Origin of the sequence: Synechococcus sp. CBW1006, assembly GCF_015840525.1 — a bacterium.
In the GTDB taxonomy this organism is placed as follows: Bacteria; Cyanobacteriota; Cyanobacteriia; order PCC-6307; family Cyanobiaceae; genus CBW1002.
Genome location: NZ_CP060396.1, coordinates 1,045,993 through 1,064,057 on the forward strand (window position 1 = coordinate 1,045,993; position 18,065 = coordinate 1,064,057).

Here is an 18,065-nt window from a genome sequence, read left to right on the forward strand (position 1 = left end):
ATCAGGACGCCGTCAAGGGTTCAGCAGAGACGATGTTCGCCGCGTGCTGTCCCGACCCCTGAATGCTTACGATCAGGATTCCTACGGCTACAGACCGGGCAAGTCAGCGCATCAGGCAGTAGAGGTCTGCCGTCAGCGCTGCTGGAGGTCCAACTGGGTTCTCGATCTCGACATCAAGGGGTTTTTCGATGCTATCGATCACGACCTGTTGATGCGCGCGATCAAGGCCCATACCTCCGAGCGCTGGGTGGTGCTCTACCTGCAACGATGGCTGCAGGCACCGGTTCTGTTGCCGGATGGCACGCTCCATCCCAGGGACCGGGGCACATCGCAAGGTGGTGTCATCAGTCCACTGCTGGCCAATCTGTTCCTGCACTATGCGTTTGATGTGTGGATGCGCCGGAGCCACCCGGCCATTGCCTTTGAGCGCTATGCAGATGATGTGATCTGTCATTGCCACAGCGAGAAGGAAGCTCGGCGGTTGCTGGAGGCATTGCAGGATCGCTTTGCGTCCTGTGGCCTCCAGCTTCATCCCCAGAAGACCCAGGTGGTCTACTGCAGGGATAGCAACCGCCGGGCACCGTTTGCTGATGTCACGTTCACGTTTCTTGGTTTCGCGTTTCGGCCACGTGTGTCTCGCAATTCTCGCGGAGTCATCTACACAGGCTTTTTGCCGGCAGTGAGTCCGCAGGCTCTCCAGCGTATGCGGGAGAGGATTAGGTCGATAGGGCTTCCATCGCTCGTGTATCTGTCGCTTGAGGAGATCGCTAAAGTGCTGAATCCAGTGATTCGTGGCTGGATTCAGTACTACGGTCGTTTCTATAGGACAGAACTGATCAGGAAGTTGTATCGCTACCTGGATGACAGAATTGCAGCCTGGTTACGGCAGAAGTACAAAAGGCTGCGGGGTCGTCGGCTCCAAAGCTGGCGAGTACTTGCCAGGATCAGGTCTGGACATCGTGATCTGTTCGCGCACTGGCGTCGAGTCAGTGAAGTGGCATGTGGATGATGGGAGCCGTATGACGCGAGAGTGTCACGTACGGTTCTGTGAGCACCTCGGGGGGAAGTTCCCCGGGGTGACTCGACATGGTTCGTCTGGTTGAGGTGGTTCTCGAACCAGGGAAACGGGCCTGCCCACCCCTTGCAACGCCAGCCGCTGGGCCAGCCACCTGAGGTGCGCGGCCCACCCCGGCTACGCCGGGGTGGGGGTGCCGGGGGATTTACACCAAGCCTTGGGACGCCAGCTATTCTTGCTATCGTCTCGTTTCTGCAATCTCGGCAAGGATAGCGATGCCTCTGAGAATATTTAGGGCCTCCTGAGAAAGCAAGAAGCAGCCCCCAGGATAACAAAGTGAGGAGGTCCGGCCTAACACTGAGTGTTGCTCAGGCTGCAGCCGGTTGATTGCTCAGGAGTCGCTCCTCGCCTCTTCGGATGGATTCAGTGCCGATCATTAGCTGAAACAAGAAGGCAAAAAGGACAAAAAGAAGCTCCAGCAGGTTCTTGAGGTTCATTACCAGTACAGCCAATGCAATGGCTGTGGGGTTCCCCCGGTTTCAAGGACAAGTCGCTAATGATCACGCCATGACCATCAGACTGTCCATCGATGACCAATCCATCCACAACCAGATGTCGGTTTACGGCGCTACAGAAGGCTGAGGCCGTGGAGCTTTGCCTCCAAGAGAGCCTTTCCTGCAACTGAGGTGGGTGCCTTTTATTGGACAGTTCCGGCCCCTGACATCGTTAACCCAGGACGGGTGGAACATGGTTCGGCCTCAGTGTAGACCGCGTGGGGAGTTTTGCCTCCAAGGGAACTGTGAGGTCTTACATGGCAATACCGCCACAGGAAGCGGGCCAGGCTGATTTCAGCGTCCCAGCCATCGCTGTATGCCCGTAGGTAGACCTCCTCGTACTTGACAGTCCTCCACAGCCGTTCAACAAGGATGTTGTCGTAGCACCGCTTTCTGCCGGACCAGCTGATCTGGATCCGCTCCCCTTTGAGTCTGGCCACAAAGTCAGCGGACGTGAACTGACAGCCTTGATCGGAGTGGAAGATCTCTGGCCTACGGCCGCCTCCCAAGGCCATCTCCAGGGCCTCCAGACAGAACTTCGTGTCAAGGCTGTTGGAGAGCCTCCAGCTGAGCACATGCCTGGAATGGAGATCCATGATCGCCACCAGATAGAGGAACCCTTTCTGCAGAGGGATGTAGGTGATGTCGGTCGCCCAGACCTGATCCACCGACGTGACCTGCGTGAGGTCCACCAGGCAGGGGAACCGCACGGACGGATCACCTGGAACCGTCGTCCGGGGCTTCTGGTAGATCGCCCGTAATCCCATGCGCCGCATGAGGTTTCGCACTCGATCTCGGCTGATCGGGATACCATCTTGGGCCAGATAGTCCACCATCCGGCGGCTGCCGCTGCAGGGATCCTCCAGGTAGAGAGCATCGATCCTGGCCATGATCCGCAGCGTCGATACACGGACCGGTGTCGGCCGGTAGTACAGCGTGGATCGAGGCAGCCCCAGCAGCGCACACTGCCTGCTGATGCTGAGCTCGGGGTGGTCGTGATCGACCAGCTTGCGCAGTTCACGGGCATCAGAGCAGTTGAGACTTTTTTTTGAGCCACTCCAGCTCCATCTGCAGCCGTCCGATCTGCTGGAACAGCTCCGCCTCCTTGGCCTGCCCCTCCTCCTTGTCCTTGGTCTTCTTGCCTCGGGTGAAGAGCTCGCTGGCACCGTCCAGGAGCTGCCGCTTCCACTGGCTCACCTGGATCGGGTGGATGGCGTGGTCGGCGGCGATCTCCTGGATCGTCTTGCGGCCACTGATCGCCTCCATGGCGACCCTGGCCTTGAACTCGGGGCTGTGGGTGCGGCGCTTGCTCATCGGTGGGAGCCCCTTTCAGGGGCGGTACCCCGCCTCAGAGGTTAACGATGGGGCCTGTCCAGAAAAGCCAGACCACCTCAAACACCGTGGCCGAGCGTCTCGGCCTTCCCACCAGCAGCCTGGCTCGCTGGGTGCGGCAGGCCCGCATTGATCGGGGCCAGGCTGGCACCCGTGACCAAGGCCTGCTCACCAGTGAGGAGCGCACCGAGCTCAACCGGCTCCGCAAGGAGGTGCGAGAGCTCAGGAGGGAGAAGGATTTTTTCAGGCTGGCGGCAGCGCACGTTGCCAAAGAGCAGCTGCCGCCGAAGGGTTTCGCCTGATCGACCAGCTGGCCACACGTCCCTCGGTGGCCTGGCTGTGCCGGCAGCTGGGAGTGGCCCGTAGCGGCGACTACGCCTGGCGACACCGGCAGGAGGCGCCGGGACAGCGGGCGGCCGAGAACGCCGTGATCACCGCTGAGATCCAGGCGGTGTTCCATGAGCACCACCGCCGAGAAGTCTTGATCTCACCCCAACAGCTGCAGCGCGATCTTGCGTTCTGAATTGAGGGGTATTACAACCGCGAGCGCCGCCATTCAACGATCGGTTACATCAGTCCGATCGACGATGAGCAGCGATGCATCGTTGCCCCTGCACTCACTCCCGTGAACCCTTGATCGGTGTCCACGTAATCGGGGGAACCCCAATGTGCTCACTCTTTCTCAACGAGGTGTCGTAAGCCTACGATCATGTTCTGATCGTCAGTGTGCTGGCTGTCGTTGAAGACTCACTTCAGATCTCCGGCTTCCACCCGCGTCCGAATCTTCTTCAGCAGCTCCCGTACCTGGGGGCTGCAGTCGTCGAACATCCCACCGTGGCGATCGCTCCTGGCCACGAAGAACAGGGCGCAGCGCAGCTCCGTGAGCGTGGTTGCACAGTTGTGGTTGGCCAGATCGGCGCAGGCCTCGAATGACCCGGCCGCTTCGTAACCATTGATCGTGTGGGCGAAGTGCTCCCAGCCGTGCAGGTCTCCCTCGGGATCAGGAATCCGTGCAAGGTCGAGCTGGTGGTTGGTCAGTTCCTTCAAAACGATTGGCTGCTGCCTGGGTGGAGGCTAGTGGCGCATCGTCATGGGAATGGCTGCTTCTGTCGGAACGATCCTGTTGAGCTGGTACTTCCTGCCTCTGGGCCAGGACGGTTGCACCGGGCATTCGTTTCTGTCTAACGGGAGTGAGCGCAACGGCAGTCCAAGTCCCACTCTGTCTTTCGCAGGAAGAGTTGCCTGGCAGCCTGCCCTCGCCTGCACGCTGGGTTCAGACATGCGCCCCCGGTCAGATGAACGACGACGACATCTGCTCCGCCCTGGACACTGACCTCCCTGCTGTCTCCGACTCTTCACTGCCAGGACCGCCGCAGGCTGGCCAACCCATGCGCAACGCCGAGGATGGCTACATCGCTGCTCGGCACTCTGCCCTGGGGATACTGCGCCCCATTCTCGCAGCCATGGAGGATTCCAAGGTGCTTCATGCCGGCAGTGTCTCGATCACCTGAGGTGAGGCCGGCACCATGGCCGAGATCGCCCCGAGGCTTGAAGAACTGGAGGGCCTCCACCAGGGGCGCTCCTTCATGCGAACGACTGGTGGTGGGGTAACTCTTCTGGGGCTGGGTCCCTGGGGCGACGGCATCGCCCGGCTCCTGCTGGAACCCAGCGATCTTCTGTTGATCGTTGGTCTGGTGCTGCTGGCGGCCCAGGCTGGCCATCGGCCTGCTGCTGCTCGGCTGGCATTGGCAGCAGAATGGCGCGAACGGTTCCAGCGGGTCACTCCCTGGGGGTAAGGAGGAAAGTCCGGTGGGGTGCAGGATCGCCCTGAACCGATCACGGCACTGTCTCGCAGCCGTGATGGAGGCCGTCCGGCTTTCTCAGTCAGAACGCTCGCCGTGTTCACCCACCATCACCGGCGCGGGCCGGCTCGTTCGATGACACCCTCCTCCTCCTTCCGCTCCCTGGCCCCCATCGCCGGTGATGCCTGCCTGCCTGGCGATGCTGCTGCTGGATCAACCGGCCCAGGCCCACGGCATCGCCCAGGGCAGCATCGCCGCCTGCTTCCTGAATCCGCCCACCGGTGCCGATCACCTGTTGCTGCTGATCGGTGTGGGGGCGGCCGCGGCTCCGGCGGACGGCTCCGCCGCGCTCTGGTGGCTGGGCGCCTTCGGCGCCTCGCTGCTGGTGAATGGCGGTGGCTTCCTGCTGCTTGCCCTCTGTGGGGGCGTGATCGCCCTGGAGCCGATCGGGCTGCTGGTGCGCTGATCCCTTGGTGTTCTGATTCCGGCTTTTCGCCCACCCCTTGCCCTTCATCTGATTGTTCATGGCCGCCGATGTCCTCGTGATCTCCGTCAGTGCCGGCGAGAATCTCCGCCTCGCTGAGCGCTTTGCGGCAGCGGCACGCGGGCACGATTTGTCCGCGGAGGTGCTCAGCCTGACGGGCCTCTCACTGCCTCTGTTCAATCCTCTGACTCTGGCGGAGAGCGGCATCCCCGCTGGGGTTGCCGAGCTCAATGCATGGCTGGATGCGTCTCCCCGCTGGGTGATCTGCACACCGGAGTACAACGGCTCGATTCCGCCGCTGTTCACCAGTGCCGTCGCCTGGCTCTCAGTGCAGGGGGATGATTTCCGCAGGTTGTTCAACCATCGGCCAATCGCGATTGCCACCCACTCTGGCGGTGGTGGCTACACGGTGCTCACCGCGCTTCGGCTGCAGTTGGCCCATCTCGGTGCCAATCTGGTCGGCCGGCAGCTGGTGAGCAATCGCTTCAACCCGGCCAAGGACGACTCGATCGATGATCTGGTGGTACGTCTGCAGAGACTGGCAGCGATCAATCACTGATGGATCAACAACGGATCGATCAACAGCCGAATGGATTGATCCGGACGCAGGCTCTCAGCGTTGTGCCCCCTGAGCTTCGTATCACTTTCGGTACCACTGCTCCATCTGTTCAATCTCCTCGCTCTGTACCCGCACCATGGCGTGCTCCAGCTTGCGCAGCTCAGGGTGTTGGGCGTTGATCTGGGCCATGGAGGCCATCATCACGCCCATCTGATGGTGGGGAATCATCTGTTCGATGAAGGCTCGATCGAAGTCGGGAGCCTGGCTCAGGGCGATCAGGTTTGTGCTCGACCCCATGGGCCCACCCCCCATTCCCATTCCCATCCCTCCCATCCGGCCCTGCCCGCCCCAGCCCGCCCCTGGTCCCCAGGTGGGCACGCTTTGGCCAAACCACTGCTGGTACCAGGCCCTCATCTGGGCGTTTTCTTTCGTCTGACTGGCCTGGATCCGCTTCGCCAGGGCCTTGATCTCGGGCCGCCGGGCACGGCTGAGCGCAAGATCGGCCATGGCGATCGCTCCGTCGTGGTGGGGAATCATCATCACGATGAACGGCTGGTCTGAGGGCAGGCCCATCCCCGGGCGGCCGACCCTCTCGATGTCTTCATCATGGTCAGGCATTCCATAGCCTCCCCAGCCCTGGGATCTGGATGGCAACGCAGCCCACAGGGACGCCATGCAGACCCCCGCACTGGCAAGACCCAGCAAAGCCCTGTTCCAGGATCTGGTTCGCTCTGAGCGCCTTCTCATCGGATCGTGAATTGGCAACAACTCATTGACAGCGAGTCGCCGCCTCACGCCTGGAACACCTGTCTTCAGGATGGTCACGCCGCTCCGATCTGGGCAACACCCGGCTGAAGCTTCATCCACTGCTCTGGATTGACAGCAGTTTGTTCTATGGGGCCTGTGGGCCAGCCATGCCAGGCACTGGGTGAGTGCATCAGTCAGTCAGCAGTGGCCTGACCGTGGCTTGTTTTCTCCCTCAGACCTGCAGATTGGGACAGATCACTGCATCATCCTGGCGGGGCGCGGTCTGCCAGCTGCCCAGCAGGATCTGAATCTCCTCGCGAAGCAGGCCCAGTTCATCGATGCGTTCGTCAATGCGTTCGATCTGGCGGTTGAGTTGCCGCTGGATGTCGTGGCAAGGCAGCAGCCCGGCATCGTGGGGTGCCAGGCAGGCCTGAATCTCTTCGAGGGTCAGACCCAGGGCCTTGAGCCGGCGGATGAAGGCCAGCCGTTGCAGGCTCTTCTCCTCATGGAACAACCGGTATCCCCCCGGGCTTCGGTTCACGGCCGGGAGAAGACCGAGGCCTTCGTAGTAGCGCAGCGTCTTTACCGGTAGGCCACTGCGGGCCGCCAACGCACCGATCTTGATGCCTTGCACCGGAGACGTGACGCCCATGGATCGGCTTGACTCTCCACTGTTAGGGAGACTTTAGGCTGACAGGGCGTTCCCGGTTGTTGGTGCTCTGATGCTGTTCCCTGTCTCAGCTCTTGCTGTCTTTGCCAGGGCGGCTGCCGAGACCGGCGTCCTGACGCTCAAGGGCACGGGCTCGAGCTGCCAGGAGCGCCTCAGAACATCGCCAACACCGCAGGACACCAACTCCATGGGTCAGCGACACCTGCATCGACACTTGCATCAACACCTCCATCACGCGCTGCTTCCGGCCGCTGCGCTGCGGCTCGGTGGTCGCTCCATGACCACGCAGCCAACTGAATGAGCGTTCCGATGACCACCCCAACGATGGGTCAGGCCTGTTGCCACGGCGCAACCGAAACCCCGTCGACCACGGACATGGAGCGGGAGCTGGCCCAGGAGCTCACCGCGTTACGCCGCAAGCTGAGCGTGGCGGCGCTGCTCACGGCCCTGGTCATGCTTTCCAGCCTGCCCCACATGCTGGGCCGGCATTCCTTGCCGTTTCTGCCGGCCTGGTTCACCAGCCCCTGGAGCCAGCTGGTGCTCACCACCCCGGTGTTGTTCTGGTGTGGCCGGGAATTTTTCAGCGGGGCCTGGTCGGCGTTCCGGCAGCACTCCGCTGACATGAACACCCTGGTGGCGACCGGTACCGGCATTGCCTACCTCAGCTCGATTCTCACCACCGTTGCCCCCGATCTGCTGAGGAAGCAGGGATTACCGGCCGATGTGTATTACGAAACTGCGGCGGTGATCCTCAGCCTGATCCTGCTGGGCCGTCTCCTGGAGGCTCGGGCCCGCGGTCAGACCTCCGAGGCGATCCGGCACCTCCTGCAGCTCCAGCCCCCCAGCGCCCGGGTGATCCGGGACGGCGTGCCCGTCGAGATTCCGGTTTCGCTGGTGGTGGTGGGTGACCACGTACAGGTGCGGCCCGGCGAGAAGGTGCCCGTGGATGGGGTGGTGGAGGAGGGCAGCTCCTGGGTGGAGGAATCGATGCTCACGGGTGAACCCACCCCCGTGGCCAAGGCTCCCGGCGATGAGGTGATCGGCGCCTCGATGAACCGCAGCGGCAGTTTCACGTTTCGGGCGAGCCGGGTGGGGGGCGACACGGTGTTGGCTCAGATCGTCGAGCTGGTGCGCCAGGCCCAGAGCTCCCGCACCAGGGTGCAGAGGCTCGCCGATCAGGTGGTGGGCTGGTTCGTGCCGGTGGTGATCGCCATCGCCATCGCGGCTTTTGTGGCCTGGTTCCTGGTGAGCGGCAACCCGGTGCTGGCAATGGTGTTCCTGGTGAGCGTGCTGGTGATTGCCTGCCCCTGCGCCCTGGGCCTGACTACCCCCACTTCGATCATGGTGGCCTCGGGTAAGGGGGCCGAGAACGGACTGATCTTCCGCAGCGCCGAGGCCCTGGAAACCGCCGGCACTGTGCGCACCATCGTGCTCGACAAGACCGGCACCCTCACCCGCGGCCAGCCGGAAGTGACCGATTTCGAGCGGCTGAATGGTGGTGCATTGCCGGCCGATGCCCTGCTGGCCCTCACCGCCGCGCTGGAATCCCGCTCGGAGCATCCCCTGGCTGAAGCGATCGTCACCTATGCCCGCAGCCAATTGAAGGACGGCTCAATGCCTGCGGTGGAGGGCTTCGAGGCCGTGGCCGGCCGCGGCGTGCAGGGGGTGGTCGCCGGCCAGCAGGTGCGGGTCGGCACTCCCCGCTGGTTCGAGGAGCTCGGCATCGACACCGCCGCCCTCAAGCCCCTGGTGGACCGTCTCGAGGCCGCCGCCTGCAGTGTGGCGACCGTGATGGTGGACGGGAGGATCGAGGCCTGCTTCGGCGTGGCCGATCCCCTCAAATCCAGTTCAGAAGCCGCCGTGGCCGCCCTGCGGCGCCTGGGTCTGCAGGTGGTGATGCTCAGCGGCGATGCCCGCCGCACCGCCGAGGTGGTGGCCGCCCAGGTGGGGATCGAGCGGGTGATCGCCGAAGTGCGCCCCGCCGACAAGTCCTCGGTGATTCGCAAGCTGCAGGAGCAGGGGGAGGGCCCCGTGGCGATGGTGGGCGACGGCATCAACGACGCGCCCGCCCTGGCCCAGGCCGACGTGGGTATCGCCATGGGCACCGGCACCGATGTGGCGATCGCCGCCAGCGACATCACCTTGATCTCCGGCAACCTGGCCGGCGTGCCGGCGGCGATCGAGCTCAGCCGCGCCGCCATGGCCAACATCCGCCAGAACCTGTTCTTCGCCTTCGCTTACAACGTGGCCGGCATCCCGATCGCCGCCGGCCTGCTGTTTCCCTTCACCGGCTGGCTGCTGAGTCCGGTGATCGCCGGGGCCGCCATGGCCTTCAGCTCGGTGTCGGTGGTGAGCAACGCCCTGCGGCTGCGCCGCTTCCAGCCGGCACCCCTGCCGAAGGCTGCCTGATGACACTCCCAGCCTTGATGTCACTCCTGCCTGCCCTCGCCGCCACCGCTGCCACTAGCGCCTCCACCGCCGAGCCCCTCTGGCGCACCATCGATCAGCCCATGGTGCTGAAGGCCCTGGTCGCCGGCGTTGGTGTGGTGCTGATCGCCTGGGAACTGTGGTGGTTCCTGGGACGCCATGGCGGTGGGGTGGTGGCCCGCGAAGGGGAGCACGGCCTGCAGGAGATCACCATCACCGTGGATGGCGGCTATGCGCCCTCAAGAATCAGAGTGAAGGCCGGCCGGCCGCTGCGGCTGGCTTTTCACAGGATCGATCCGAGCGGCTGTGTGGCCCAGGTGATCTTCCCCGATTTCCACAAAACCCTTGATCTGCCCCTTGATGCCACCACAACCCTGGAATTGCCTCCCACGGAGGCTGGCGTCTATCCCTTCCACTGCGGCATGAACATGGTGCGCGGAGTGATGGAAGTGGAGTGAGGGACGAGCGCGATCCAGCTTGTTCGCGTCCGTTCAGGCGCTGATCTCGAGGGTGCCCATCATTCCGAGCTCCTCATGATCGAGGATGTGGCAGTGGTACACCGTGCGGCCGGGAAAATTGCGGAAGACTGTGCGGATTCTCACCTCTTCTCCCGGACGCACCACCACCGTGTCTTTCCAGGCGCGAATGGGTTCAGGTTGGCCGTTACGGCTGATCACCTGGAAGGGATTCACGTGCACATGAAAGGGATGATCCATCATTCCTGAATTCAGGAGAATCCATTCTTCCGTTTCATTCAGCCGCACGGTGGTGTCCATACGGGCGTGTTCGTAGACGTTGTTGTTGATCAGAAACGCCATGCCCATGCCGGGGCCCATGGCGTGGGAGAGGCTGAAGCTGCGCGTGCGGGTGGGCTCAGGTAACGCTGGAACTGCGATCAGTTGCCGCGGCAGCGGCATCGGTGGGCCTTCGCCCACATAGCTGACGGTGGCGAGGGTCACCGAAGCCGTCTGGCTGAGGAATCCAGGCGGGCGGCCCATTCCGATTTCTCCCCTACCCATCCCACCTCTGCCTCTGCCACCTCTCCAGCCCATGTCCATCCCCCCTCTGCCCATGCCCATGCCACCGGCGAGCCGGTCATAGGGAAGGGCCTGCAGGCGGTAGCGCCCCGGGCTGCGGTTGCCTTGGACCAGCACGTCGGCCCGCTCACCGGGAGCTAGCAGCAGCTCCTGGAGCTCGATCGGCGCAGGGATCGCCCCGCCATCGGTGGCGATCAGGTGGAAGGGATGACCCTCGAGGGCCAGCCGGTAGAAGCGGGCGTTTGACGCATTCACCAGCCGCAGCCGCAGCAGACCACCGGAGCTCACCTGCAGATTGGGCTGGATCTGTCCATTCACCGTGAGGAGCTCCCCCTGGCGGCCCCAGATCCGCTGCATCGGCGAAAAGCCGTAGCCCCGGGTACTGCCCTCCGTGGCGGCGGGGAAATCCTTCAGAAACAGGAACTCCTCCCGGGCGGCCCGCACCTCGGGAAGCTCATCCAATTCCCCTCGCACCACCAGCATTCCCCCCAGCCCGCCGAATACCTGATCGGAGACGGTGCCGTGGCGATGGGGGTGGTAATAGAACAACCCGGCTGGGTGATCTGCAGGAATCTCGAACGCATAGGCGAAGGATTCGCCGCCGGGAATCGAGAGGAACACGTTGTCGGCCGATCCGCCGGGGGAGACGTGCAGGCCGTGGTAGTGGAGATTGCTGGGCTGCTCCAGGGTGTTGCGAAACCGCAGTCGCACCGCGTCCCCAGGCCTCACCTCCAGACGGGGTCCCGGCGAGCGGCCGTTGTAGGTGAGGATCCATGACGGGCCTTGCGGCAGCCAGCCCGGCGTGGCGCCAGCCACCAGATCGAGATCCAGCAGGCCCCCGCTGGAGCGGATCACGGCAGGGCCAGCCATCACGGCGGATGGTTGGGCTCGGCACAGGGCGCCGCGCCCCAGTACCAGGCCACCGGCTCCGGCGGCCGCCAGAGCGAGAAAGGATCTACGGGAAATGTGCCGGGCCATGGTTCACGACCAGAGGGGAGCTCAGAGAGCGAAGAGGGCGTCGTATTTGTGGTAACCGGGCTTGCGCAATCCCTCCACCGCCAGCATCCTGCGCAGCTCCCGAATCTCGGCCCGCTGGGCCACGATCACGGCCCGGGCAAAGCGCCGGATCGTGGGGTTGGTGCTCTTGGCCAGGGCGTCGTGGGCCATGATCAGCGCGCCGCCGTGGTGGTCGAGCATTCCCTCGAGGAACCACACCACCCGGTTCTCCCTGGTGGGTCCGTCGCCCATCATCCGCATGCCGTCGATCTGGGCCTGGCTCATGCGAGTCAGACCAGACAGGCTGTTGGGATCGCCGCCGGCTGCCAGCGCCACCGGATAGACGGGCGCCTGCGGGTACCAGGCCTTGCGCCAGAGGCCCATGGCGCGGATCTCATTGGCCTGATCCCGCCAGATCGTCTTGCCCAGGGCCCCGACACCGGGTTGGCCGATGTCGAAGACGAATTCGCTCATGCGCAGGGCACCGGTGTGGTGCTGCACCATGCCGTCGATGAAGCGCAGGTCGTAGGTGGCGCCTGCCGGGCCCACGTCATGGGCATGACCGGCATGGGCATGGTCCTCTCTGGTTGGGGTCGCCATGCCTGGCATGCCGTCCATGCCGCGATGACCCTCGTGGGGATCCACCTGGGCGAAGGCCGTGGAAGACATCGTGGACGACAACAGCGCAGCTGCAGCCAGGGCCATGAAGCTGATCCGAAGCGTGCCTGCTGGCATCACAACAAGGCGAATGAGGCCACCGTATGGGCTCCTCTTCACTGGAGAGTCAAGGTTGGCGTCGGTGGTCTCTCGCCTTGCTGGCACAGCGAGCAGCAGGGTTGGCCAAGATCAGACGCACAACCCAAGGGTCTCCGCATCCTCCCCAGCATCTGAGATGGCCTTGTCAGAGCACCAGAGAACGGCCGTGCACCAGAGAACGGCTGGCCAACAGAGATCAGCCGTGCCGCTGGAGGACGCAGCACTCACACCCACCATCACCTTCCCGGCCATCCGCCGCGGTGCCCTCACCACCCTGCAGGTCAACCTCGGCTACCGCTGCAATCAGGCCTGCAGCCACTGCCATGTGAATGCCGGTCCCAGCCGCACCGAGATGATGGACGACGCCTCCCTGGCGTTGATCCCCCAGGTGCTGCTGGCCCGCCGGATCCACACCCTCGACCTCACGGGCGGCGCGCCGGAGCTTCACCCCCGCTTCCGCGAGCTGGTGGTGGCCGCCAGGCAGCTGGGGGTGACGGTGATCGACCGCTGCAATCTCACGATCCTGAGTGAACCGGGCCAGGAGGATCTGGCGGTCTTTCTTGCCGAGCAGGGCGTCACCGTGGTGGCGTCGCTGCCCTGCTATTCGGCCAGCAATGTCGACCGGCAGCGTGGCGATGGTGTGTTCGTGCGCAGCATCGCCGGTCTGCGCCAGCTCAACGCCCTCGGCTACGGCCGGCCCGGGTCCGGCCTTGAGCTTCACCTCGTTTACAACCCCCAGGGCCCAGTGCTGCCGCCGCCCCAGGCCAGCCTCGAGGCCGACTACAAACGGGTGCTCGCGGCCGACTTCGGCATCGTGTTCAACCAGCTGTTTGCCCTGGCCAACATGCCGATCGAGCGCTATGCGGCCGTGCTGCAGTCCAGTGGTGAGCTGGAGGCTTATCAGCAGCGGCTTCGCAGCAGCCACCGTGAGACGAATCTGGCCCAGGTGATGTGTCGCTCGCTGATCAGTGTCGATTGGCAGGGAACCCTCTACGACTGTGATTTCAACCAGCAGCTGCGGCTTCCCCTCGGTGCCACCTCGGGGGCCGAGGGTCGCCGCGCTCACCTGCAGGATCTGCTGCACTGGGATCCAGCCTCTGAGCCGATCGCGGTGGCAAACCACTGCTTCGGCTGCACGGCCGGCAGCGGCTCCAGCTGCGGCGGCGCGCTGGAGTGAGCCTCCTCATTCCGGCGGTGAGGTCTGGTAGGCAATGAGGTCCGGGGCCCAGCGCCGCGCCAGCTCCAGAAGGTGCGGATCCAGGCTGGCCAGGTCTGCGGGGGTGTCGATGTCGACCAGTGGCGGTTGCTCCTGCCAGGACCAGCCTGCCGCTGTTAGACGCCGCCGCGTCTGCTCCAGCACCACTGGGGTGCTCCAGGGCATGGCCTCGAACAGGCTGATCTCAAACCGCCGCAGGCCCAGCAGCACGTAGCCCCCATCCTGGCTGGGTAGCAGCGTTGCATCGTGATCCCGCAGCTGGGCGGCAGCGCTGCGCAACTGGCGGGTGCCCAGAGCGGGGCAATCCATGCCGATCAGCAGCACCGGTTCACCCATCGCCAGGGCGCGCCGCGCCGCCCGCGCCATTCGCGCCCCCAGATCCCCCTCCCCCTGCTCACTCCAGGCCAGATCCGGCGGCAGGTTCAGTTCCTGCCAGAGGGGCAACTGCCGCGAGGGCGCCACGCAGAGCTCCACCGGGCCGAGGGCGGCCTCGCTCGCACTGGCCGCCGTGCGCTCCAGCATCGCGGCAGCCAGGGCCGCCGCCCCCCGGGCTCCGAGGGCGGGGATCAGCCGGGTCTTGACCTGGCCGGGCACCGGCGCCTTGGCGAAGAGGATCGTGCGGCAGGTTTCGCTCACGGCGGTGATCGGCGGGGGGACCCGGCGGGCTGCCGCCAACCCTGGCAGTGGGAGATGGCAGTGGGCGAGCGGTTCCGGAGTGGCGCCACAGTCGTCGAACCCCTGATCCAGAGTGAAGTCCTTCCGCCGGTGGTCAGCGCCTGCAACAGGCCTGACCCCTGTGCGCCCTGCGCCGCTCCCCTGAGACCCCATGACCGCCGATCCCTCCACCTGCTCCAGTGGCGCCGCTGAACTCACCAGCGTGGTGCGGCAGTACTACGGCTCCACCCTCACCAGCAGCGACGACCTGCGCACCACGGCCTGCTGTGATGCCACCGCCGTGCCGCCGGAGCTCAGGCCCCTGCTGGCGCGCCTCCACCCCGAGGTGCTGTCGCGCTACTACGGCTGCGGCCTGGTGGCGCCACCCCTGCTGGAGGGGGCCCGGGTGCTGGACCTGGGCTGCGGCAGCGGCCGGGATGCCTACCTTCTCGCCCAGCTGGTGGGCCCCAGCGGTGAGGTGGTGGGCGTCGACATGACGCCCGAGCAGCTGGCCGTCGCCAACCGGCACCGCGAGTACCACGCCGAGCAGTTCGGCTACGCGAATGTGCGCTTTGTCGCCGGCATCATCGAGCAGCTGGATCAGCTCCATCTGGAGCCCGCCAGTTTCGATCTGGTCATCTCCAACTGTGTGGTGAATCTCTCCACCGACAAGCTGGCGGTGTTGCAGGGGGTGCGGCAGCTGCTCAAGCCTGGCGGGGAGTTCTACTTCGCCGATGTGTATGCAGACCGGCGCATCCCTGAGGCCCTGCGCCAGGATCCGGTGCTCTACGGCGAGTGCCTCAGCGGCGCCCTCTACTGGAACGATTTCCGGCGGCTGGCTCAACAGGCCGGCTTCCTGGATCCACGGCTGGTGGCGGATCGTCCCCTGGCGATCACCGACCCTGACCTGGCCGCCAAGACCGGAGAGATCCGCTTTTTCTCCGCTACCTATCGCCTGTTCCGGATCGATGGCTTGGAGGATGCCTGTGAAGATCACGGCCAGGCGGTGATCTATCGCGGCACGATTCCGGCCTACCCCCATCTGCTGCGCTTCGATCAGCACCACGCCATCGAGACGGGCCGGGTGTTTCCGGTGTGTGGCAACACTTACCGCATGCTTGCCGAGAGTCGCCTGGCGCCCCATTTCAGCTTCATCGGCGACTTCAGCCACCATTACGGCCTGTTTCCCGGCTGCGGCGGAGCCCTGCCCTTCACCTCTGCCTCAACGGGCAGCGCCTGTTGCTGAACCGAGGCGTCGAGCCCGGGCCTGAGATCAATCCTCAGCGATACAGCCGGGCCAGGGTCGAGGCCGGCACCCCAACCCGATAGGCCAGCCGCAGGCTCCACATCAGCAGGATCGTGCGAACGACGCCGTTCCGCTCCCAGCGCCGGCCTGAGGTCGTCACCCGGGCTTTGAGGCAGACGGGTGGGGCGAGGACCTTCAGCCGGGCTGAGAGATCCACGTCTTCCATCAGCGGCTGCGGCCTGAACCCGCCGCTCTGCCGGTAAGCCTCGCGGGTCATGAACATGGCCTGATCGCCGGTGGCGATGCCACTGAGGCGGGAGCGCAGGTTCATGGCCCAGGCCACCACCGCCAGCATCCGTTGCTGCCCGTCGATGCGCACATCGAACCGGCCCCAGCAGCGGGGGCCTTGCAGGCTGCGGCGCACCAGCTCCAGGCCATCGGCGGGCAGCTGCGTATCGGCGTGCAGGAAGAGCAGGATCTCGCCGCTGGAGCGCTCGGCTCCCGCCTGCAGCTGCCGGCCCCGGCCCCGCTCTGCCGCAACGACCTGGAGGCCGAGCTGCTGAATCAGCACGAGTGTGCCGTCTTCGCTGCCGCCATCGACCAGCAGCACCTCAGCGCCGCTGGCTGCCATCGCTTGCCACGCCGCGCCGAACTGCCGGGCAGCACGGGCCTCATTCAGCAGTGGGATGATCACACTGAGGCTCGGCTTGAGCCGCGGATCCTGGACCGGACCGTTGTCGAGGCGGCTGCTGATCGTCACGCTGCCGAGGGGGACGGCTTCAAGTCCGGGCACTTTGATTCGGCGCCGGGGGGATCGACGAGCATCGAACCCACCATGGCGAGCGGGCACCGAAGCGGCTGCTGGAGTTCGACCTGCTGCTGGCGCTTTGCCGCCGGCGACAAGGTGGTGGAGATGTCAACAACGACGATAGGGATATGTTCAGCGGAGTTGTGGGCACCATGGATGCGTTGCATGCCGACAACAGCAAACAGACCGTGCTTTTTTTACGGGCGTGCGGTGATCGATGGTTGGGGTGAACTCGACAATCGGCTGCCGGCCTATCCCTGCACGATTCATAAGGTCAGGGAAGTGAGGTGGGTGCCTTTTATTGGACAGTTCCGGCCCCTGACATCGTTAACCCAGGACGGGTGGAACATGGTTCGGCCTCAGTGTAGACCGCGTGGGGAGTTTTGCCTCCAAGGGAACTGTGAGGTCTTACATGGCAATACCGCCACAGGAAGCGGGCCAGGCTGATTTCAGCGTCCCAGCCATCGCTGTATGCCCGTAGGTAGACCTCCTCGTACTTGACAGTCCTCCACAGCCGTTCAACAAGGATGTTGTCGTAGCACCGCTTTCTGCCGGACCAGCTGATCTGGATCCGCTCCCCTTTGAGTCTGGCCACAAAGTCAGCGGACGTGAACTGACAGCCTTGATCGGAGTGGAAGATCTCTGGCCTACGGCCGCCTCCCAAGGCCATCTCCAGGGCCTCCAGACAGAACTTCGTGTCAAGGCTGTTGGAGAGCCTCCAGCTGAGCACATGCCTGGAATGGAGATCCATGATCGCCACCAGATAGAGGAACCCTTTCTGCAGAGGGATGTAGGTGATGTCGGTCGCCCAGACCTGATCCACCGACGTGACCTGCGTGAGGTCCACCAGGCAGGGGAACCGCACGGACGGATCACCTGGAACCGTCGTCCGGGGCTTCTGGTAGATCGCCCGTAATCCCATGCGCCGCATGAGGTTTCGCACTCGATCTCGGCTGATCGGGATACCATCTTGGGCCAGATAGTCCACCATCCGGCGGCTGCCGCTGCAGGGATCCTCCAGGTAGAGAGCATCGATCCTGGCCATGATCCGCAGCGTCGATACACGGACCGGTGTCGGCCGGTAGTACAGCGTGGATCGAGGCAGCCCCAGCAGCGCACACTGCCTGCTGATGCTGAGCTCGGGGTGGTCGTGATCGACCAGCTTGCGCAGTTCACAGGCATCAGAGCAGTTGAGACTTTTTTTTGAGCCACTCCAGCTCCATCTGCAGCCGTCCGATCTGCTGGAACAGCTCCGCCTCCTTGGCCTGCCCCTCCTCCTTGTCCTTGGTCTTCTTGCCTCGGGTGAAGAGCTCGCTGGCACCGTCCAGGAGCTGCCGCTTCCACTGGCTCACCTGGATCGGGTGGATGGCGTGGTCGGCGGCGATCTCCTGGATCGTCTTGCGGCCACTGATCGCCTCCATGGCGACCCTGGCCTTGAACTCGGGGCTGTGGGTGCGGCGCTTGCTCATCGGTGGGAGCCCCTTTCAGGGGCGGTACCCCGCCTCAGAGGTTAACGATGGGGCCTGTCCAGAAAAGCCAGACCACCTCAAGAGAACCTGGCATCCGGTTTGCCGCTCGGTGGGATTCTCTCGCCCCAGGACATTGCCGACAGTGTCCTGTTTCTTTGCTCCCAGAAGGCTGCACACATCACGGGTGCGACTCTGGTGGTGGATGGTGGATTCGTTCTCGGTTGATCGTGGCAGGCTTGATTTGTGGAGATGCAACGACAAATCTGGCGGGATCAGGTGAATGGGTCCGAGCT

General features: G+C 64.3%; 23 protein-coding genes. 12 read left to right on the forward strand and 11 right to left on the reverse strand.

Annotated elements, in window-relative coordinates:
- Positions 1–43 precede the first annotated feature (43 nt).
- Positions 44–1,009, forward strand: coding sequence for a group II intron reverse transcriptase/maturase (locus H8F26_RS04945; protein ID WP_197157915.1), 966 nt, complete (start codon positions 44–46; stop codon positions 1,007–1,009).
- A gap of 703 nt (positions 1,010–1,712) precedes the next feature.
- Here H8F26_RS04945 and H8F26_RS04950 read toward each other — a convergent pair.
- Positions 1,713–2,585 carry an IS3 family transposase gene (locus H8F26_RS04950; RefSeq protein ID WP_231598222.1) on the reverse strand — a complete coding sequence of 291 codons (873 nt, stop codon included), beginning with the start codon at positions 2,583–2,585 and terminating at the stop codon, positions 1,713–1,715.
- Between the two features lie 10 nt (positions 2,586–2,595).
- Positions 2,596–2,883 (reverse strand): transposase, encoded by a 288-nt coding sequence (locus H8F26_RS19235; protein WP_231597691.1) that lies wholly within the window; start codon positions 2,881–2,883, stop codon positions 2,596–2,598.
- A gap of 86 nt (positions 2,884–2,969) precedes the next feature.
- Here H8F26_RS19235 and H8F26_RS20080 point away from each other — a divergent pair, with 86 nt between their 5' ends.
- Positions 2,970–3,203 carry a transposase gene (locus tag H8F26_RS20080; protein ID WP_197157917.1) on the forward strand — a complete coding sequence of 78 codons (234 nt, stop codon included), beginning with the start codon at positions 2,970–2,972 and terminating at the stop codon, positions 3,201–3,203.
- Between the two features lie 26 nt (positions 3,204–3,229).
- Positions 3,230–3,424 carry a hypothetical protein gene (locus H8F26_RS04960; protein ID WP_197157919.1) on the forward strand — a complete coding sequence of 65 codons (195 nt, stop codon included), beginning with the start codon at positions 3,230–3,232 and terminating at the stop codon, positions 3,422–3,424.
- A 224-nt stretch (positions 3,425–3,648) separates the two neighbouring features.
- Here H8F26_RS04960 and H8F26_RS04965 read toward each other — a convergent pair whose 3' ends face one another.
- Positions 3,649–3,948: a hypothetical protein gene (locus H8F26_RS04965; protein ID WP_231598112.1), complete on the reverse strand. Its 300-nt coding sequence runs from the start codon at positions 3,946–3,948 to the stop codon at positions 3,649–3,651.
- Between the two features lie 248 nt (positions 3,949–4,196).
- Here H8F26_RS04965 and H8F26_RS04970 point away from each other — a divergent pair, with 248 nt between their 5' ends.
- The 4 genes from H8F26_RS04970 to H8F26_RS04985 all read left to right on the forward strand — a co-directional run bounded on the left by H8F26_RS04970 (position 4,197) and on the right by H8F26_RS04985 (position 5,746).
- Complete coding sequence (locus H8F26_RS04970) at positions 4,197–4,412, forward strand: hypothetical protein (RefSeq protein WP_197157921.1); 216 nt, start codon at positions 4,197–4,199, stop codon at positions 4,410–4,412.
- Positions 4,413–4,427: 15 nt separating this feature from the next.
- A complete protein-coding gene (locus H8F26_RS04975) occupies positions 4,428–4,697 on the forward strand; it encodes a hypothetical protein (RefSeq protein WP_197157923.1) in 270 nt (89 codons plus the stop codon).
- 187 nt (positions 4,698–4,884) lie between these two features.
- Positions 4,885–5,169: a HupE/UreJ family protein gene (locus tag H8F26_RS04980; RefSeq protein WP_197157925.1), complete on the forward strand. Its 285-nt coding sequence runs from the start codon at positions 4,885–4,887 to the stop codon at positions 5,167–5,169.
- 58 nt (positions 5,170–5,227) lie between these two features.
- Complete coding sequence (locus H8F26_RS04985; RefSeq protein ID WP_197157926.1) at positions 5,228–5,746, forward strand: NADPH-dependent FMN reductase; 519 nt, start codon at positions 5,228–5,230, stop codon at positions 5,744–5,746.
- Between the two features lie 81 nt (positions 5,747–5,827).
- Here H8F26_RS04985 and H8F26_RS04990 read toward each other — a convergent pair whose 3' ends face one another.
- Positions 5,828–6,364: a DUF305 domain-containing protein gene (locus tag H8F26_RS04990; RefSeq protein WP_231605476.1), complete on the reverse strand. Its 537-nt coding sequence runs from the start codon at positions 6,362–6,364 to the stop codon at positions 5,828–5,830.
- Between the two features lie 361 nt (positions 6,365–6,725).
- The gene (locus H8F26_RS04995) at positions 6,726–7,145 is read right to left on the reverse strand and encodes a heavy metal-responsive transcriptional regulator (protein WP_197157930.1); all 420 of its coding nucleotides are present in this window, start codon (positions 7,143–7,145) and stop codon (positions 6,726–6,728) included.
- A 393-nt stretch (positions 7,146–7,538) separates the two neighbouring features.
- On the opposite strand from H8F26_RS04995, the gene H8F26_RS05000 reads away from it, so the two are divergent.
- Together H8F26_RS05000 and H8F26_RS05005 are read left to right on the forward strand one after the other, a co-directional pair.
- A complete protein-coding gene (locus H8F26_RS05000) occupies positions 7,539–9,572 on the forward strand; it encodes a copper-translocating P-type ATPase (RefSeq protein ID WP_231605585.1) in 2,034 nt (677 codons plus the stop codon).
- 17 nt (positions 9,573–9,589) lie between these two features.
- The gene (locus H8F26_RS05005) at positions 9,590–10,048 is read left to right on the forward strand and encodes a cupredoxin domain-containing protein (RefSeq protein WP_197157934.1); all 459 of its coding nucleotides are present in this window, start codon (positions 9,590–9,592) and stop codon (positions 10,046–10,048) included.
- Positions 10,049–10,081: 33 nt separating this feature from the next.
- Here H8F26_RS05005 and H8F26_RS05010 read toward each other — a convergent pair whose 3' ends face one another.
- Positions 10,082–11,605 (reverse strand): multicopper oxidase family protein, encoded by a 1,524-nt coding sequence (locus H8F26_RS05010; RefSeq protein WP_197157936.1) that lies wholly within the window; start codon positions 11,603–11,605, stop codon positions 10,082–10,084.
- 21 nt (positions 11,606–11,626) lie between these two features.
- Positions 11,627–12,292: a DUF305 domain-containing protein gene (locus H8F26_RS05015; RefSeq protein WP_231605478.1), complete on the reverse strand. Its 666-nt coding sequence runs from the start codon at positions 12,290–12,292 to the stop codon at positions 11,627–11,629.
- A gap of 295 nt (positions 12,293–12,587) precedes the next feature.
- Between H8F26_RS05015 and arsS the strand changes: the two genes are divergently transcribed.
- Positions 12,588–13,556, forward strand: coding sequence for an arsenosugar biosynthesis radical SAM (seleno)protein ArsS (gene arsS / locus H8F26_RS05020; RefSeq protein WP_231598228.1), 969 nt, complete (start codon positions 12,588–12,590; stop codon positions 13,554–13,556).
- 6 nt (positions 13,557–13,562) lie between these two features.
- Here arsS and H8F26_RS05025 read toward each other — a convergent pair whose 3' ends face one another.
- Positions 13,563–14,270 carry a TIGR04282 family arsenosugar biosynthesis glycosyltransferase gene (locus H8F26_RS05025; RefSeq protein ID WP_197157941.1) on the reverse strand — a complete coding sequence of 236 codons (708 nt, stop codon included), beginning with the start codon at positions 14,268–14,270 and terminating at the stop codon, positions 13,563–13,565.
- Between the two features lie 151 nt (positions 14,271–14,421).
- On the opposite strand from H8F26_RS05025, the gene H8F26_RS05030 reads away from it, so the two are divergent.
- On the forward strand, positions 14,422–15,495 hold the full coding sequence (locus H8F26_RS05030) for a methyltransferase domain-containing protein (RefSeq protein ID WP_197157942.1): 1,074 nt from the start codon (positions 14,422–14,424) through the stop codon (positions 15,493–15,495).
- 34 nt (positions 15,496–15,529) lie between these two features.
- On the opposite strand, the gene H8F26_RS05035 is transcribed toward H8F26_RS05030, so the two are convergent.
- From H8F26_RS05035 to H8F26_RS19245, 3 genes are all read right to left on the reverse strand, one after another.
- Complete coding sequence (locus H8F26_RS05035; RefSeq protein WP_197157944.1) at positions 15,530–16,288, reverse strand: TIGR04283 family arsenosugar biosynthesis glycosyltransferase; 759 nt, start codon at positions 16,286–16,288, stop codon at positions 15,530–15,532.
- Between the two features lie 313 nt (positions 16,289–16,601).
- Positions 16,602–17,474, reverse strand: coding sequence for an IS3 family transposase (locus tag H8F26_RS05040; RefSeq protein WP_231598222.1), 873 nt, complete (start codon positions 17,472–17,474; stop codon positions 16,602–16,604).
- Between the two features lie 10 nt (positions 17,475–17,484).
- Positions 17,485–17,772 carry a transposase gene (locus tag H8F26_RS19245; RefSeq protein WP_231597691.1) on the reverse strand — a complete coding sequence of 96 codons (288 nt, stop codon included), beginning with the start codon at positions 17,770–17,772 and terminating at the stop codon, positions 17,485–17,487.
- Positions 17,773–17,859: 87 nt separating this feature from the next.
- Between H8F26_RS19245 and H8F26_RS20085 the strand changes: the two genes are divergently transcribed.
- Complete coding sequence (locus H8F26_RS20085; RefSeq protein WP_370594688.1) at positions 17,860–17,997, forward strand: SDR family oxidoreductase; 138 nt, start codon at positions 17,860–17,862, stop codon at positions 17,995–17,997.
- Positions 17,998–18,065 lie beyond the last annotated feature (68 nt).

Coding starts and splice junctions, on each gene's coding strand:
- H8F26_RS19235 (WP_231597691.1), bottom strand. CDS start 2,883: ATGAGCAAGCGCCGCACCCACAGCCCCGAGTTCAAGGCCAGGGTCGCC.
- H8F26_RS04970 (WP_197157921.1), top strand. CDS start 4,197: ATGAACGACGACGACATCTGCTCCGCCCTGGACACTGACCTCCCTGCT.
- H8F26_RS04975 (WP_197157923.1), top strand. CDS start 4,428: ATGGCCGAGATCGCCCCGAGGCTTGAAGAACTGGAGGGCCTCCACCAG.
- H8F26_RS04980 (WP_197157925.1), top strand. CDS start 4,885: ATGCCTGCCTGCCTGGCGATGCTGCTGCTGGATCAACCGGCCCAGGCC.
- H8F26_RS04985 (WP_197157926.1), top strand. CDS start 5,228: ATGGCCGCCGATGTCCTCGTGATCTCCGTCAGTGCCGGCGAGAATCTC.
- H8F26_RS04990 (WP_231605476.1), bottom strand. CDS start 6,364: ATGCCTGACCATGATGAAGACATCGAGAGGGTCGGCCGCCCGGGGATG.
- H8F26_RS04995 (WP_197157930.1), bottom strand. CDS start 7,145: ATGGGCGTCACGTCTCCGGTGCAAGGCATCAAGATCGGTGCGTTGGCG.
- H8F26_RS05000 (WP_231605585.1), top strand. CDS start 7,539: ATGGAGCGGGAGCTGGCCCAGGAGCTCACCGCGTTACGCCGCAAGCTG.
- H8F26_RS05005 (WP_197157934.1), top strand. CDS start 9,590: ATGTCACTCCTGCCTGCCCTCGCCGCCACCGCTGCCACTAGCGCCTCC.
- H8F26_RS05010 (WP_197157936.1), bottom strand. CDS start 11,605: ATGGCCCGGCACATTTCCCGTAGATCCTTTCTCGCTCTGGCGGCCGCC.
- H8F26_RS05015 (WP_231605478.1), bottom strand. CDS start 12,292: ATGTCTTCCACGGCCTTCGCCCAGGTGGATCCCCACGAGGGTCATCGC.
- H8F26_RS05030 (WP_197157942.1), top strand. CDS start 14,422: ATGACCGCCGATCCCTCCACCTGCTCCAGTGGCGCCGCTGAACTCACC.
- H8F26_RS19245 (WP_231597691.1), bottom strand. CDS start 17,772: ATGAGCAAGCGCCGCACCCACAGCCCCGAGTTCAAGGCCAGGGTCGCC.